We start from the raw sequence: 17,310 nt of genomic DNA, 5'->3' as shown, positions 1-17,310 counted from the left end.
ACTGAACCTCTGAATATTTGCCTAGCGTTTAGGCGCAGCAGTACTTTCCCTGATGATTAACTCGGTGCTTAATAAGCGGGAGCCACTTTGTACTGGATGCCCTTGTAACTGCTCAAGCAATAGTAACATGGCTTGCCGGCCAATTTCATAACGTGGTTGTGCCACGGTGGTCAAGGGAGGATCGCAATATTGCGATAATTTCAGATTGTCAAAGCCCACCACCGAGACATCCTGCGGGATGCGTAGCCCCATTTTCTTTGCCTGCCACATAGCGCCTATCGCCATCACATCATTGTGACAAAATATTGCAGTGGGTGCGGGAGACTGCGCCATCAGTTTAATAAAGGTTTCAGCCCCTGCTTCATAGCTGAAATCACCACGGACAATATAGTCGCTGTTAACCGCAATACCATTACGGCGTAGTGCCTGGATATACCCTTGTAGTCGATATTGGCACAATGGAAAACTCTCCGGCCCGGCAATACACGCAATTCGTTCATGCCCCAATCTGTGTAGATAATCAACCGCTTCAAAGGCGGCAGTCAGGTTATCGATATGGACGGTGGGTAATTCTAATTCAGGCGAAAACTCATTAGCCATCACCATCGGCGGCAAATTACGTTGCTCTTCTTTGCTGGCATCAAAAGGCAGATTGGAACCGAGCAACAACATGCCATCTATCTGTTTGGTGATAATCAGATTGACAAAAGTGCGTTCTTGCTGAGTTTGTTGCGCGCAATCGCCAATCAGTATCAGATAGTCCTGCTGCGCTGCGGCGAACTCAATGCCTTGAATGATGTCGGCAAAGAACGGGTCACTGATATCTGGCACGATAACCAGAATAGTTCGCGATTCGTTACGTTTAATATTGCGGGACAAAGCATGGGGAGAGTAGCCAACTGCCAGTACAGCCTGTTCAACTTTCTGCCGGGTCATCGTTGAAACCTTTTCCGGGTTCATTAATGCGCGTGACACCGTTGCAGTAGAAACACCTGCCATTTCAGCAACGTCTTTCATGGTGGCCATCGTAAATTCTTTCTTATGTTCCAACGCCTTTCTCCTTGCTCTGGCTCCTAGCCTGCACCGATGCTTAATGCAGGCTTTACCTCATTCTATACAGATAGTGGGGGTAATTTGTTACCTAATTTGCATGAAAAGTGTGACATAAGTAGGTTTTTTCGAACTGGCTCGCAGAAAGCAGGGTAATCGATTGCCTTGTGGCACAGCTCAAACAATAACTTACCTTTATATCAGAGCATGGCGGAGGTTAGCTATCTATGGGATCGACATCCAACGTCCACTTAACCTTACGCGCTTGTGGCAATGTGTTAATGAGTGGTTGAGACGTTTTAATCAGCCGTTGCAGCAATTGCCGTGAGGGATGTTGCAACAATAATTGCCAGCGGAAACGCCCGCCGCGTTTGGCCTGCAATGCGGGCACCGGCCCCATAATCCACAGAGCGTCATCTTTGAGTGGGCTGGCTTCCAGCAAATTACGTAATTGTTGCAAAAACTGCGCCGATTGCTGGTTATCGTGATCTTCACTGCGCACGATGATATGGCTGGTGTAAGGCGGTAAAAATACGCTTTTGCGCTCTTCTAATGCCTGTTTGGCAAAGGCGTCATAGCCTTGCTGTAATAAAATTTGCAGCAAGGGGTGCTCAGGATGGTGAGTTTGCAAAATGACTTCACCCTGTTTACCGGCCCGGCCTGCGCGGCCTGAAACTTGAGTATAAAGCTGCGCAAAGCGCTCTGCCGAACGGAAATCAGCCGAAAACAGTGCGCCATCGACGTCCAGCAACGCCACCAACGTGACATCGGGGAAGTGGTGCCCTTTCGCCAGCATTTGGGTGCCAATCAAGATGCGTGCGCCGCCCTGATGAACATCTGCCAGATGCTGCTCCAGCGAGCCTTTGCGACTGGTGGTATCGCGATCAATACGGGTGATCGGCGTATCCGGAAACAGTGGGGCCAGCTCGTTCTCTAATTGCTCAGTCCCTACGCCGACAGAAACTAAATGCGTCGTGCCGCATTTGGGGCATTGCTGTGGCACTGGGCGCTGGCTATCGCAGTGATGGCAGCGCAACTGACGGTGATTCTGATGCAGGGTATAATAGTGGTCACAGCGCTGGCATTCCGCAATCCAGCCACACTCATGGCACAGCAATGCGGGCGCATAACCCCGGCGGTTGAGGAACAGAATCACCTGATTATCCGCCTGCAAATGGGTTTTCATCCGTTTGAGTAACGGCTGAGACAGCCCCACTTTTAACGGTAACCCTTTCAGATCAAGCAAGTGCTGTAGTGCCAATTTAGCATTACCCGCTCGTTTCGATAGCGTTAGTTGGCGGTATTTGCCCATTTGCACGTTATGTAAGGTTTCCAGCGCCGGTGTTGCCGTGCCCATCACGATAGGAATACCTTCTTCGCGCGCACGGAATACCGCTAAATCGCGGGCATGGTAACGCCAGCCTTCTTGCTGTTTATAGGAGCTATCATGCTCTTCATCAATAATGATGACGCCCAGACGGGAGAACGGCGTGAACAGTGCGGAGCGGGTGCCGATAACAATGGCGGCTTCACCGTTACGCGCTCGTAGCCAGACCGATAAACGCTCGCTGTCATTTAAACCGGAATGGAGCACCTCAACTGGTGCATTGAAGCGCTCGCGAAAACGGGCGATCGTTTGTGGTGTTAGGCCGATTTCAGGCACCAAAACCAGCGCCTGACGGCCTTGCGCCAGAATATTTCCCAGCACGCTCAGATACACTTCTGTTTTACCCGAGCCAGTCACCCCGGCCAGCAACCAGGCGGCAAACTGAGTATCTTCACTGCGAATCGCACCCACAGCGGTTGCCTGCTCGGTATTGAGCCGCAGGCGTTCACCCAGCACCGAAAAGCCATTACGCCAGTCAGTGGTTGCTACTTCTTGTGCCCGCAGGTCAATCAACCCTTTGCTGCGCAATGCTTGCAGTGCGCTTTCGGTTAATGCCATTTCGTTAACTTGATGACGATAAACCGGTTTTTGCAATAATGCGGCCAGAGCCTGTTGCTGCTTGGGCGCGCGTTTTAAGCTTTCCGGCGGTGTGGCACGGCCCTGTTCGGTGGCAAACCATTGCCACAAGGGGGCGGATTGCGCAGGCTTCCCCTGGCGCAATAAAATGGGCAACGCGTGGAACAGCACTTCCCCGATGGGGTAGTGGTAATACTCGGTAGCCCAACACAAAATACGCCACAGGCTGGGTGGGAAAAGGCTGTCGTTATCCAGAACCGCATCAATGGCTTTCAGTTGTTCAAGGGGGAAGGTGCTGGTATCACTGATACCCACCACGATCCCGATGGCTTTACGCTTACCAAACGGCACACTGACGCGAGCACCCACTACCGGGCAGGCCATTGTGTTGTCCAGACGGTAATCAAAGGTGCGAGCCAGCGGAACGGGTAATGCCACTTGAACAACGGACATGTGTTTTTATCCTGATATTCCCGTCATACTTCAAGCTGCATGTGTGTTGGCTGTGCTCAATCACCCCAGTCACTTACTTATGTAAGCTCCTGAGGATTTACTCGCTTGCCGCCTTCCCGCAACTCGAATTATTTAGGGTATAAATAAAACGGTCTAATTAAAGATTGAATAGTTTACACCGCAAGCGGCGAAATGTGCGGATTCGATTGCGTGGCTTGGTCAAATTCTGTATTATTCGCCGCCTTTGGTATAATTTGATATCAAATCCTGTTAACAGCCGTTGTTTGTTTTATCAACGCTTGTTATTTTCTAATCGTGTGGTGTCTGGCGGAACAGGGCTGGATAGCGACACGGCCTAATATAGAGGTTTCCATGAAACAAGGTATCCACCCTAAATACGAACAAGTTACTGCTTCTTGCTCTTGCGGTAATGTTATCAAGATCAACTCTACTGTTGGTCACGACCTGAATCTGGACGTGTGCGGCGAATGCCACCCGTTCTACACTGGCAAGCAGCGTGACGTTGCGACCGGTGGCCGTGTTGACCGCTTCAACAAGCGTTTCAGCGTGCCGGGTGCTACGAAGTAATTACTGCCCGTCAGACGAAAAAGGCGCCTTGGGCGCCTTTTTTCATGTCTACTCTTCAGGCCCACGTTGGGCCGTGAACCGAGTAGTTGCTGGAAATCAATATTCCCAGGTATCGGGATCAACACCCAATTCACGCATTAAGATCTTCGCGGCTTCCGGGATTTCATCGCTGCGCTCTTTGCGCAGGTCTTCGTCATTCGGCAGCGGCTGGCCCGTAAATGCATGTAAAAAGGCTTCACACAGCAACTCACTGTTAGTTGCGTGGCGCAGGTTGTTTACCTGACGGCGAGTCCGTTCATCGGTGAGGATTTTTAACACCTTCAGCGGAATGGATACCGTAATTTTTTTGACCTGCTCGCTCTTCTTGCCGTGTTCAGCGTAAGGGCTGACATACTCGCCGTTCCACTCAGCCATGGGACACCTTAAATTTGTCGGAAAAATACCAAGTTCTGAAAACCGGCCGATTATGCCCGATCTTCGCTGTTCTCACTAAATAAATGTCGATTTTACTAGACTAATGTCACTGAAATAACCTTTTTTGCTATTTATTGATAGCTATTACCTTTCTATGCCACTTTTGTGGTGAAACAAAGCACCACTGAAACCTGTCTGACATCATAAGGATATTTAAAACCTCTATAATTTTAGCGGTTATTATCCCATTGCTCAATCTATACGCAAAGAAGTTTAGATGTCCAGATGTATTGACGTCCGTAATTTGTGCGTCTACTCTGGCGTAACATTTTCTCGATATCCGGTTGGTGGAAATCCATATGACGCGTAAACAGGCAACCATAGCAGTCCGTAGCGGGTTGAACGATGACGAGCAATACGGCTGCGTTGTCCCCCCGATTCACCTCTCCAGTACCTATAATTTTATCGATTTTAATCAGCCACGCGCACATGATTATTCACGTCGTGGTAATCCGACGCGTGATGTGGTGCAGCGGGCATTGGCTGAACTGGAAGGGGGCGCAGGTGCGGTAATGACCAGCAGCGGGATGTCGGCGATTCATTTGGTTTGTACCACCTTCCTTAAACCTGGCGATCTGCTGGTTGCTCCGCATGACTGTTACGGCGGCAGCTACCGTCTGTTCGATAGCTTAAGCAAACGCGGAGCCTATCGGGTTCTGTTTGTTGACCAGGGCGATGAAGTCGCATTAAGTCAGGCATTGGCTGAAAAACCCAAGCTGGTTTTGATTGAAACCCCAAGTAACCCACTGCTACGAGTGGTGGATATTGCCGCTATCTGCAAAGCCGCTCATGCCGTCGGCGCATTAACAGTTTGTGATAACACTTTCCTTAGCCCAGCGCTACAGCAGCCGCTGGCTTTAGGGGCAGATCTGGTGGTGCATTCCTGCACCAAATATCTGAACGGTCATTCCGATGTGGTCGCCGGTGCGGTGATTGCCAAAGATCCTGAGTTGGCTGTCGAGCTGGCATGGTGGGCGAATAATATCGGCGTGACCGGTGCGGCATTTGACAGCTACTTGTTATTACGTGGGTTACGCACGCTGTCACCGCGTATGGCTCAACAGCAGCGTAACGCAGATGAAATTGTCCGTTATTTAGAGCAACAGCCTTTAGTGAAAAAGCTGTATCATCCTTCTCTGCCACACCATCCCGGCCACGAAATTGCTCGCCGTCAGCAGTCAGGTTTTGGTGCGATGCTCAGTTTTGAGCTTGATGGTGATGAGCAGGTATTGCGTCGTTTCCTCTCTGCCCTTGAATTATTTACCCTGGCAGAGTCTTTAGGGGGCGTTGAAAGCCTGATTTCCCATGCCGCAACCATGACCCATGCCGGTATGGCACCGGAAGCGCGCACTGCCGCCGGTATTACTGATAGTTTATTGCGAATTTCTGTGGGTATCGAAGACAGCGAAGATTTGATTGCCGATTTGGAAAATGCTTTCCAGTTGGCGAGACCGAGGTAAGTATGAATGCAACAGCGGTAGCAGCGGCGGTGACCGGCCGTCAACTGCATAAATTTGGTGGTAGTAGTCTTGCGGATGTGAAGTGTTACCTGCGGGTGGCCAATATTATGGCCAACTACAGTCATCCCGGTGACCTTATGGTGGTGTCTGCGGCGGGTAGCACCACTAACCAGCTAATTAGCTGGTTGAAACTCAGTCAAACTGATCGTCTTTCTGCCCATCAGGTGCAGCAAAACCTGCGTCGTTATCAACATGACCTGATTAGCGGTTTATTGTCGCCAGAAATGGCGGAACCGCTGATTAGTGAGTTTATCCATGACTTGGAACGTCTGGCTGGCCTGCTGGATAACAACGTCGACGAGGCAATTTATGCCGAAGTGGTCGGTCACGGTGAGATTTGGTCTGCCCGCTTGATGTCTGCGGTGTTGAATAAACTTGATATGAATGCCACCTGGCTTGATGCTCGCAGCTTCCTGCGCGCTGAGCGTGCGGCACAGCCACAAATCGACGAAGGCCGTTCTTATCCGTTGTTGCAGCAATTAATGGCACAACATCCACACCAACGTTTGGTAGTGACCGGGTTTATTTCGCGTAATAACACCGGCGAAACGGTGTTGTTGGGGCGCAATGGCAGTGACTACTCGGCCACCCAGGTCGGTGCGCTGGCGGGGGTCGAACGTGTCACTATCTGGAGTGATGTGGCGGGGGTATACAGTGCCGACCCGCGCAAAGTGAAAGATGCCTGCCTGCTACCGTTATTGCGTTTAGACGAAGCCAGTGAACTGGCTCGTTTGGCCGCTCCGGTGCTGCACACCCGCACATTGCAGCCGGTTTCCGGCAGCGATATCGATTTACAACTGCGCTGTAGTTATCAACCAGAACAGGGGTCAACCCGCATTGAGCGAGTGCTGGCTTCTGGCTTGGGCGCGAAAATCGTTACCAGCCACGATGATGTCTGCCTGATCGAATTACAGATTGCCAGCCACCATGATTTCTCGCTGGCACAGAAAGAGATCGATTTGCTGCTCAAACGTGCGCAAATCAAGCCGCTGGCCACTGGTATTCACCCTGACCGCAACCTATTGCAACTTTGCTATACCTCAGAAGTGGTCAATAGCGCATTAAGAGTGCTGGAAGATGCCACGTTGCCGGGGAGATTATCTCTGCGCGAGGGGTTGGCTCTGGTCGCTTTGGTCGGCGCTGGGGTCAGCAAGAACCCATTGCATAGCCACCGTTTCTATCAACAACTGAAAGATCAGCCAGTCGAGTTTATCTGGCAGGCAGAGGACGGCATCAGCCTGGTGGCTGTTTTGCGCCTTGGGCCGACTGAGCACTTGATTCAGGGCTTGCATCAGTCGCTATTCCGCGCAGAAAAACGCATTGGCTTGATGCTATTCGGCAAGGGTAATATCGGCGCACGCTGGTTAGAGCTATTTGCCCGCGAGCAGAAGAATATCTCAGCTCGCAGTGGTTTTGAGTTCGTACTGGCGGGGGTGGTGGATAGCCGCCGCAGTCTGTTGAGTTATGACGGGCTGGACGCTAGCCGGACGCTGGCATTTTACGATGATGAAGCCAGAGAGCAGGATGAAGAATCCTTGTTCTTATGGATGCGCGCGCATCCATTTGATGATTTGGTGGTGCTGGATGTGACCGCCAGTGAGTCACTTGCCGAACAGTATCTGGATTTCGCCAGCTATGGTTTCCACGTTATCAGTGCCAATAAATTAGCCGGAGCCTCCAGCAGCAATAATTACCGCCAAATCCGTGATGCTTTTGCCAAAACTGGCCGCCACTGGTTGTATAACGCCACCGTGGGCGCGGGTTTGCCAGTTAACCATACCGTGCGCGATTTGCGCGATAGCGGCGACAGTATTCTGGCGATCAGCGGTATTTTCTCTGGCACCTTATCGTGGCTGTTCCTGCAATTTGATGGCACGGTGCCTTTTACTGAGCTGGTGGATCAAGCCTGGCAACAGGGCTTGACCGAACCCGATCCGCGTGTCGATCTCTCAGGGCAAGATGTGATGCGCAAGTTGGTGATTTTGGCCCGTGAAGCCGGTTACGACATCGAACCGAATCAGGTGCGGGTAGAATCGCTAGTACCTGCGGGTGCCGATGTTGGTTCCGTAGATCAATTTTTTGAGAATGGCGAAGCATTGAATCAGCAAATGATTCAGCGCTTAGAAGCCGCCAATGAAATGGGTCTGGTGCTCCGTTACGTCGCGCGCTTTGATGCTAATGGTAAGGCGCGGGTGGGCGTTGAAGCGGTACGTGCTGACCATCCATTGGCCTCTTTGCTGCCGTGCGATAACGTTTTTGCCATCGAAAGCCGTTGGTATCGCGATAACCCATTGGTTATTCGTGGTCCAGGGGCAGGGCGTGATGTGACTGCCGGTGCCATTCAGTCTGATTTAAACCGTCTGTCCCAGTTGCTATAGCGAACGCGATATTAATCGGAGATAAACAAACGCCCGAGGTAATTAATCGGGCGTTTGTTGGCTTTGTTACTTGAACAATAACATATCAGCCAAATGAGTTTTTGGTGCGCTGTCCGCATACCTGGCTGGGTCGGTTAATAGTAATTCTACGGATTTATGGTGCTCGGGTTTTATATTCCCCTTCAGCCACGAGGTGAAGTATCTTTTGTTACTCTTATTCATTATACCTGTGTTATTATATTCTTCTTGGGTTTTAATTAATTTTTTTATAAATTTATATTTTTTCTGTTTGTCGCTGCATTGGTCTATATCATTGTTTATTCTATTAATAATTCCAACTCCCATGATATCAACTTTTGCATTCTTGATAGAAGACTTAAGCGCGTTATCTTTAGTTGTTGTAGCGATCATTGTCATAAGAAAAGCATATTCATCAGCAATTCTATGGGCGTAAGTTATAACTAATTGTTTTAAAATTGTTTTTTCCGGAGTTGTAGGGTCACTCCCATAAATATGGTTAACTAAACCCTGGGTTATATATTTAGGCGTAAGTATAACCTCCTTGCCATATATATTAAATACTGGATCGAAAAGTCTTGCTCTTTTATTTACGCTAATCCTATCATCAACATCAATAAAGTTAACTTGTTTACCATCATAAGCCATATTCCCTAGTTTTATATCTCTTAGATAAGTTCGTCTTTTATGCAGTTGCTTTAAGTCATTTACTGCATTTTTAAAAACGCTCTGTGGGAGAGGGGAGTTATTATTTAGATGATCAATTAAACAGGTCCCTGCATTGTGTGAAATCATTAGATCCGGGGCGACAACTAGTCCGGTTTTAATACTATTTAGACCTTTCAGGTCATGGAAATTATTTTCCGTGCTAAATTTTTCTTTTTTAGTAGGTGCTAAAGCGACGAAATTATCATCTTTACTAACAACATACTTTGAGGTTCCCTGTTCATTTTTAGGATGAACATAGGGGATATTTGGTTTATAAACTGGGGGGGGAATTCTTACTGATATAATAAGTTCTCCCTGTGGTATCCTCTTTATCTTCAAAATAAACTATTTCTGTAAATATGTTGTCTTTCAAGTTTATTACTTTTTCTTTAAGTATTTTCTGTAATTCTTTTTCTACAGTTTCACTGTTATCTATTTCAACCGTTTTTAGCGAAGGCATTTTTTCATTAATAACTGATGTTAATTTCTCCTGAATGCAGCCATTTGATTGTATGAATAGTTTCTCTCCGTTTTTATGGTTATGTGTAAAGTCGTATAAGTCACTCAGTCTTTTTCCTTTATTCATACAGATATACTGTATTTTCTTTACAAACCCCATCTGGAGTGCTGCTTTCTTATCCGGAGCATTATTGATTTTGTCTATTCTGGAATGAGATAAACGCAATGAAGTATTATTGAATTTAACAACTACTGTATTATTCAAAGTAATTTCCTTTAATTCTAGTAGTATGGTTGTTTTTGCCAGAAAACAGTAACATATCAGATAAATAGACCTTATCTTTTAATTCGGCATGTTTATCAGGGGCGGATAGCAATAAATCTACCTTGGATTTGTGCTCAGGTTTGACATGCGTGTTAATCCATGTTGTGAGTTCATCTCTATTTTCAGAATAGCTCATCCCTACGCTACTACTACTACTACTACTACTACTACTACTACTACTACTACTACTACTACTACTACTACTACTGCTATCAGTACTAATATCGGTATCGACAGAGTTTATAATATTATCTCTGAGTGCATCTGATGTGGTTGTTGTGGCTATGATTGTTAGTAAGAATGCATATTCATCAGCAGACTTTAGATAGTTTACAATATTCTCATTATTTGAAAGTCTAAAACCATTATTATAGATTTTATCTTTTAGATTATTAGTGATATATGCTGATGTGAATATTTTTGGCGCACCATGAAGTGTGAATTTTACTTTAGGGTCTTTCCCACGAGCATTGTCTGATACTCTGTCATCAACATCAATGAAATTAATGTTTTTGCCATCATAAGCCGTATTTTCTGGTTTTATGTCTCTGAGGTAAGTATTTATTTTATGTAATATTTTTAAGTCATTTGCTGCATTTTCAAATGCACTAATAGGAATGGGGTCTTTCTTTTCATCCTGTATATAGTCAAATACACACATTCCCGCATTGCGGGCAATAATAAGCGTTGTGCTAACAGCCAGGCCAGGTTTGACGCGGTGTGCACCCTTTATATCGTTAAAATTATTTGTTGTTGCGAATAGATCATCTTTTTCGGTTGGCTCTAGCGCGACAAAAAGGTCATCTTTTCTGGTGAGTTGTTTAAAACTCCCTTTTTCAGTGCCATCGCATTTCTTATTCGGCATATGTACGGAGCTATGTTCTTTATGGTGATAAAATTGTATATTGTGAAAATCTACTTTATTGCCATGATATGTTGTCTTTATAAATCCTTTATTATTCCTGAGGCCTTTAGAGTCCATGTTTTCCAGTTTCTCTAAATGATCACGAAAGTAAGATTGGATTTTTTTTGCTGCTGCATTTTTGTTTATGTCTTCATTGTTATTCCGCATAACCGGTTTAATATTATATTTACCACAAATTTTAATTATCCCTTCAGATAAGCGGAATCGAGCTTCTGGCCTTTTATCTGGCACTTTATTTTTTTGATCGATTACCGGTGAAGATGTTGCAAGACTATTATAGAAATTAATACGTTCTCTAACGTTCATGATTACTTCCTTTAAATATATCCAATAATCCATAGTAGTATTCCAGCATTACATATGGCCAGTATTCGTGAATATAAGAAAACGAGTATAGAGCGAGTAATTAGCCTCAATAAAGGAGATGCTTAAACGCCGCAGTGAAATAACTATGATTATAATGCATTGATAAATAAGGAACTGTTTTAAACGGAGCGATACATGAATTTTCCGCGTATTGCATGTGAAGATTAATCATCGCCTCTAACTTATTTAAAAGTTGACTCTTTAGCTAACTTCGGTCATTTTCTATTTAGACGTCTAAACGTATAGACGCTCATGAGTGAGCGGTAACAGATAACATAAGTCGTTGTAACGACAATGGGGTAACAGGGTATGAGTTTTTTCCACGCAAACCAGCGAGAAGCGCTGAATCAAAGTCTGGCGGAGTTACAGGGTCAGATTAATGTTTCTTTTGAGTTTTTCCCGCCACGCACCAGCGAGATGGAAGAGACTCTGTGGAGTTCGATTGACCGCCTAAGCACCCTGAAACCAAAGTTTGTCTCAGTGACTTATGGTGCCAACTCCGGTGAGCGTGATCGTACCCACAGCATTATCAAAGGCATTAAAGAGCGCACCGGCCTTGAAGCCGCGCCGCATCTGACTTGCATTGATGCTTCTCCGACTCAGTTACGTGAGATTGCCACCGATTACTGGAACAGTGGCATCCGTCATATCGTGGCGTTGCGCGGTGATTTACCACCCGATAGCGGCAAGCCGGAAATGTATGCTTCTGATTTGGTGGGTTTATTAAAAGATGTCGGTGATTTTGATATCTCGGTGGCAGCTTACCCAGAAGTGCATCCAGAAGCCAAAAGCGCGCAGGCTGACCTGATTAACCTGAAACGCAAGATTGATGCCGGAGCTAACCGCGCTATCACTCAATTCTTTTTTGATGTGGAGAGTTACCTGCGTTTTCGCGACCGCTGTGTAGCGACCGGTATTGATGTTGAAATTGTACCGGGTATCTTGCCGGTATCTAACTTTAAGCAGCTCCAGCGCTTCGCTACCATGACCAATGTACGGGTGCCACACTGGATGACCAGTATATTTGAAGGGCTGGATAACGACCCTGAGACGCGCAAAATGGTCGGTGCATCAGTAGCGATGGACATGGTGAAGATTTTAAGTCGCGAAGGGGTGAAGGACTTCCATTTCTATACCTTAAATCGGGCAGAATTAAGTTATGCGATTTGCCATACCCTAGGGGTCAGGCCGTAGTTTAGATAGGTTAAACCCGCCAGTTGGCGGGTTTGTTATATAAATCTGAAATAGGTTTTACAGGCCCGTATCCTGTCGATTAGATGAAGTGGTAGCAGAGAAGCCAAAACCAGATGTGTGATTTTCATAAGTTTTCATTAGATCGGCTTTTGTAGTATCACGTTCTTGTCTAGTTCTACCTATATCCTGCGGTTGACTATTATTTGATTCAATAACACCCTCTTCTTTAAGTAGATTATTCACTTGTGTCATCAATTTGCTAATTTTCTCAGACTTAGCCTCCAATTTTTTTGAACCCTGACTCTCAAGTGTGGTTTGCATTTTTGTGAGTTGTTTTTCTACCCATACTAACTTTTCTTGTGCTCCTGAAGTGGGAATCTGACCTAATGATTTGCTATCATTCTTTATATTCGTCAGTGCATTTTTCAGCTTTGATAAATCGACGAAATGAACTCGCGTTTCGCTGTGTCTAAATGCCTTTACTATACTGTCTTGGGTTGATCTTGAGATTTGCATATTGACTCCTAATAATTTTAATAAAAATGGTTTTATAAGGAATAATAATGAATCTGCAGGTCATAACAATCTTGCATAAACCGACTCTAAAGTTACAGATTATTAATTGAGCGAGTGTGACCCATTGATTTAGCAATAAAAAACGGGCACTTGGCCCGTTTTGTCTTTTTAGTCACGATAATTCTACTGGTGGCTAACCCGTATTGCGCATTCCCGCCGCGACACCGGCAATAGTCACCATCAATGCTTGTTCAACGCGGGCATCGGGGTGTTCTTGCTGACGTGAACGGTGCAATAGCTCCGCTTGCAGCACGTTTAATGGATCGGTATAGACGTTACGCAGCGCAATCGACTCGGCAATCCACGGCAAATCAGCCATTAAGTGGTCATCGTTAGCAATGGTCAGTACCACTTTAATATCGGCTGCCAGTTGGTCGCGTAATTGCTGGCCCAATGGCCATAATGATTTATCCACCAGACGCTGATCGTAATATTCAGCCAGCCACAAATCGGCTTTGGCAAATACCATTTCCAACATGCCGATGCGCGTTGAGAAGAATGGCCAGTCGCGGCACATGGTGGCTAATGCGTCTTTCTTACCGGCATCGATAGCTTTCTGCAAACCAGCACCGGCACCCAGCCAGGCGGGTAGCATCAGGCGGTTTTGCGTCCAGGCGAAAATCCACGGAATAGCACGCAGGCTTTCCACCCCGCCATTCGGGCGGCGTTTGGCCGGGCGTGAACCCAATGGCAGCTTGCCTAATTCCAGCTCGGGGGTGGCGGCACGGAAGTAAGGCACGAACTGCGGATTTTCACGTACATAACCGCGATACATCTCGCAGGAGGCATCAGACAGAATATCCATCACCTCAACCCACTCTTTCTTCGGCTCAGGCGGCGGCAATAGATTCGCTTCCAGAATCGCCCCGGCGTACAGCGCCAGGCTGCTGATGGTGACTTCCGGCAGACCAAACTTAAAGCGAATCATCTCGCCTTGTTCAGTGACACGTAAGCCGCCTTTCAGGCTGCCCGGAGGCTGAGAAAGCAGCGCGGCATGGGCGGGTGCACCACCGCGGCCGATAGAACCGCCACGACCGTGGAACAGTGTTAGGGAGATACCGGCCTTCTCGCAGGTTTTGATTAATGCATCCTGCGCGCGATATTGCGCCCAGGATGCGGCCATTACACCGGCGTCTTTCGCTGAGTCAGAATAGCCAATCATCACCATCTGCTTGCCTTGGATCAGGCCGCGATACCAGTCGATATTCAGTAACTGGGTCATCACGTCGTCCGCATTGTTCAGGTCATCGAGTGTTTCGAACAATGGTGCGACTGGCAGAGTGAATGGGCAGCCGGCTTCTTTCAGCAGCAAATGCACCGCCAGCACATCCGATGGCACTTTCGCCATAGAAATCACATAAGCGGCAATAGAACCTTCTGGCGCTTCGGCAATCACCCGGCAGGTTTCTAACACTTCTTGGGTGTCTGCACTGGGTTCCCATTTCAGTGGCACCAGTGGGCGTTTTGAATTCAGTTCGCGGATCAGGAAGGCTTGTTTGTCCGCTTCAGACCAACTCTCATAATCGCCCAAGCCCAGATAGCGGGTCAGCTCAGCAATGGCATCGGTATGGCGGGTGCTCTCCTGACGCACATCGATACGCACCAATGGCACGCCAAAACAGCGCACACGGCGCAGGGTATCGAGTAACTGGCCGTTGGCGATAATTTCCATGCCACAGGCTTTCAGGGATTGATAACAGGCATACAGAGGGTTCCACAGTTGGTCATTGCTCACTAACAAGTCCGTTGGTGGCAACACACGTTCACCTTTCAGGCGGCCCTCCAGATAGGTCTGGGTATTGGTCAACTGGGTACGCATCTGTTTCATCAGCTCGCGATAAGGCTCGACCACCTCATCACCACCGGCCAGTTCACGCAGTTCTGGTGTACATTCCGACATCGAAAGTTCTGATACCAATACCTGAATATCACGCAAGAACAAATCGGTCGCTTTCCAGCGGCTGAGTAACAGCACATGGCGGGTAATTTCAGCGGTGACATTCGGGTTACCGTCACGGTCGCCGCCCATCCATGAAGTGAAACGGATCGGCACCGCTTCTACCGGCAAGCGGTAATCGAGCGAGTTTTGTAACTGCTCGTTAAATTCACGCAGGAAAGCTGGCACCCCTTCCCATAAGCTGTTTTCAACCACCGCAAAGCCCCATTTGGCTTCATCCACCGGGGAAGGGCGGATTTTACGAATTTCGTCGGTATGCCATGATTGTGCGACTAATTGGCGCAAACGACGCATGATCTTGTTGCGTTCGTAATCGGCTAAATCATTGTGATCCAACTGGCTCAGGCAGGTATTCACTTCGACCAGTTTATGAATCAGGGTGCGGCGGGTAATTTCGGTTGGGTGAGCGGTCAATACCAATTCAATGGATAGCTCATCAACCGCGCTGCGCATGTCTTGCTCACTCAGCTTTTTGTCTTTTAAGCGGGTGAACAGTTGGGCCAGAGCTTCCGGGTTACTGGCGGCTTCACCGTGCGGCGAAATGCTGTGGTATTGCTCTGCTGTATTCGTCAGATTGAGGAATTGGCTAAACGCACGGGCGACCGGCAGCAGCTCGTCATTGGATAAATTTTGCAGCGTGGTCAGCAGTTCCTGACGGCTTGCTTCATTACCAGCACGCGAAGATTTGGATAATTTACGGATGGTTTCTACTTTTTCAAGGATGTGTTCACCGAGCGCTTCTTTGATGGTGTCCCCGAGTAGCGTACCGAGCATACTGACGTTACTTCGCATTGCGGAATATTGTTCGTTCATATGATTTCTTTTAGTACCCTTCGTAACTTGATGAGTATGTAAATTAATTTCACCCAAGAAGCAGAGCTGGACAAATCCACTCGCTACGTTCAATTCCATACCCCAATTGACACTATTTTTAGCAAAAAAACATCAATTTTAGGGAGATTGCTGAAATTTAATTACCAGAGGCAGGTTATCAGTCTTCCTAATGGGCAAAATTGATCACCTACCCCCTAAGAGGTAACTATTGCTGGCAGAAATGATCCACTAACTGACCAATCAACTCACGAGTTGGCTCAATAAAGGCCATATCGATAAATTCATCCGGCTGATGGGCCTGATTGATGGAACCTGGCCCCAGCACCAATGTCGGGCAAATTTGCTGAATAAACGGGGCTTCGGTGCAGTAGTTCACCACTGCCGTGCGCTCACCCAGTAATTCCTCGATAACCCCGACCATATGATGATCTGTCGGACATTCATAGCCCGGAATCGGTGGATGCAGTTGGTCAATACTCAAGCGACCCGGCCAGCGGGCACTGACCGGTGCCAGTGCTTCGGTCATCAATTCATCCAGATCACTTAATGTCAGCCCCGGCAACGGGCGGATATCCATATGTAATTCACAGCAAGCACAGATACGGTTTGCCGCATCACCCCCATTGATATGACCGAAATTCATTGTCGGATAAGGAATAGCAAATGCCGGGTTGTTATAACGCTCTTGCAGGGTGGTACGCAGCTTCATTAGCTCGGTAATCGATTCATGCATTAAATCAATGGCATTAACACCGCGCGCCGGATCACTGGAATGCCCCGATTGACCGGTAATACGAATCGCATTGGAAATATGCCCTTTATGCGCGCGTACTGGTTGCAGCGATGTTGGCTCACCGATAATGGCAAAGTCAGGGCGTAATTGGGTGGACGCGGCAAAATAGCGCGCGCCTGCCATCGTCGTCTCTTCATCAGCAGTGGCCAAAATATAGAGCGGCTTGCTCAATGTACTGGCATCAATATCGCGCATCGCATCAAGAATAAAGGCAAAGAAGCCTTTCATGTCGGCAGTACCCAGACCATACAATTTATTGTCATGCTCGGTCAGAGTGAAAGGGTCGCGAGTCCAGCGGCCTTCATCAAAAGGCACGGTATCGGTATGGCCTGCCAACAGTAAGCCACCGCGACCTTCTCCGATGCTGGCAAGTAGATTAAATTTGTGGCGTGTATCCGGTACTGGTTGGATTTCGACGCGAAAACCCAGATCAGCAAACCATCCGGCCAGCAAGTTGATTAGCGCCTCATTGCTTTGATCAAGGGCGCTATCGGTCGCACTGATCGATGGCGTGGCGATTAGCGCCCGATACAGCTCAATAAATGGAGGTAATTTCATCTTCACTGTTGACAGCCTTTGGTTAGGGTAGTATCAATATTCATGCATTTATTGTGAATAAAAATACATTAAGCTTGAGCGTAAGGGAACTGAAAAACACCCTTAAATTTACGAAAATGTCAATGCTCAATCATATTGGGGAACAGTAAAACCTTGCTGAGAACCCAACTA

At 47.4% G+C, this 17,310-nt stretch carries 13 protein-coding genes; 4 read left to right on the top strand and 9 right to left on the bottom strand.

What is annotated here, in order from left to right; translation table 11 throughout:
* Positions 1-21: 21 nt before the first annotated feature.
* Both cytR and priA read right to left on the bottom strand, forming a co-directional pair.
* Positions 22-1,050 carry a DNA-binding transcriptional regulator CytR gene (gene cytR, locus AT01_RS11685; RefSeq protein WP_042547272.1) on the bottom strand — a complete coding sequence of 343 codons (1,029 nt, stop codon included), beginning with the start codon at positions 1,048-1,050 and terminating at the stop codon, positions 22-24.
* Positions 1,051-1,267: 217 nt separating this feature from the next.
* Entirely contained in the window at positions 1,268-3,466 is a 2,199-nt protein-coding gene (gene priA, locus AT01_RS11680) for a primosomal protein N' (protein ID WP_042547271.1), read from the bottom strand.
* Positions 3,467-3,838: 372 nt separating this feature from the next.
* On the opposite strand from priA, the gene rpmE reads away from it, so the two are divergent.
* The gene (gene rpmE, locus AT01_RS11675) at positions 3,839-4,054 is read left to right on the top strand and encodes a 50S ribosomal protein L31 (protein ID WP_004704783.1); all 216 of its coding nucleotides are present in this window, start codon (positions 3,839-3,841) and stop codon (positions 4,052-4,054) included.
* Positions 4,055-4,150: 96 nt separating this feature from the next.
* On the opposite strand, the gene metJ is transcribed toward rpmE, so the two are convergent.
* Complete coding sequence (gene metJ / locus AT01_RS11670; RefSeq protein WP_004392248.1) at positions 4,151-4,468, bottom strand: met regulon transcriptional regulator MetJ; 318 nt, start codon at positions 4,466-4,468, stop codon at positions 4,151-4,153.
* Positions 4,469-4,827: 359 nt separating this feature from the next.
* On the opposite strand from metJ, the gene metB reads away from it, so the two are divergent.
* Positions 4,828-5,988 carry a cystathionine gamma-synthase gene (gene metB / locus AT01_RS11665; protein ID WP_042547270.1) on the top strand — a complete coding sequence of 387 codons (1,161 nt, stop codon included), beginning with the start codon at positions 4,828-4,830 and terminating at the stop codon, positions 5,986-5,988.
* Between the two features lie 2 nt (positions 5,989-5,990).
* Entirely contained in the window at positions 5,991-8,426 is a 2,436-nt protein-coding gene (locus AT01_RS11660; RefSeq protein WP_042547269.1) for a bifunctional aspartate kinase/homoserine dehydrogenase II, read from the top strand.
* Between the two features lie 66 nt (positions 8,427-8,492).
* On the opposite strand, the gene AT01_RS21745 is transcribed toward AT01_RS11660, so the two are convergent.
* From AT01_RS21745 to AT01_RS22045, 3 genes are read right to left on the bottom strand one after another with little or no spacing between them, the layout of a single operon-like run.
* Positions 8,493-9,491 (bottom strand): hypothetical protein, encoded by a 999-nt coding sequence (locus AT01_RS21745; RefSeq protein WP_162484231.1) that lies wholly within the window; start codon positions 9,489-9,491, stop codon positions 8,493-8,495.
* Entirely contained in the window at positions 9,424-9,876 is a 453-nt protein-coding gene (locus AT01_RS21995; protein WP_042547267.1) for a hypothetical protein, read from the bottom strand. Before AT01_RS21995 ends, AT01_RS21745 begins: the two co-directional genes overlap by 68 nt.
* The gene (locus AT01_RS22045; protein ID WP_167335161.1) at positions 9,869-11,167 is read right to left on the bottom strand and encodes a hypothetical protein; all 1,299 of its coding nucleotides are present in this window, start codon (positions 11,165-11,167) and stop codon (positions 9,869-9,871) included. Before AT01_RS22045 ends, AT01_RS21995 begins: the two co-directional genes overlap by 8 nt.
* Before the next feature lie 369 nt (positions 11,168-11,536).
* Between AT01_RS22045 and metF the strand changes: the two genes are divergently transcribed.
* Positions 11,537-12,421, top strand: coding sequence for a methylenetetrahydrofolate reductase (gene metF / locus AT01_RS11640; protein WP_042547265.1), 885 nt, complete (start codon positions 11,537-11,539; stop codon positions 12,419-12,421).
* Positions 12,422-12,478: 57 nt separating this feature from the next.
* On the opposite strand, the gene AT01_RS11635 is transcribed toward metF, so the two are convergent.
* The 3 genes from AT01_RS11635 to argE form a co-directional block, all read right to left on the bottom strand.
* A complete protein-coding gene (locus tag AT01_RS11635) occupies positions 12,479-12,937 on the bottom strand; it encodes a hypothetical protein (RefSeq protein WP_042547264.1) in 459 nt (152 codons plus the stop codon).
* Positions 12,938-13,130: 193 nt separating this feature from the next.
* On the bottom strand, positions 13,131-15,767 hold the full coding sequence (ppc, locus tag AT01_RS11630; protein WP_042547263.1) for a phosphoenolpyruvate carboxylase: 2,637 nt from the start codon (positions 15,765-15,767) through the stop codon (positions 13,131-13,133).
* A 226-nt stretch (positions 15,768-15,993) separates the two neighbouring features.
* Positions 15,994-17,139 (bottom strand): acetylornithine deacetylase, encoded by a 1,146-nt coding sequence (gene argE, locus AT01_RS11625; RefSeq protein ID WP_042547262.1) that lies wholly within the window; start codon positions 17,137-17,139, stop codon positions 15,994-15,996.
* Positions 17,140-17,310 lie beyond the last annotated feature (171 nt).

The organism is Yersinia aldovae 670-83 (genome assembly GCF_000834395.1).
GTDB classification, from domain to species: Bacteria; Pseudomonadota; Gammaproteobacteria; order Enterobacterales; family Enterobacteriaceae; genus Yersinia; species Yersinia aldovae.
This window is presented reverse-complemented; position numbering and strand designations above follow the sequence as displayed.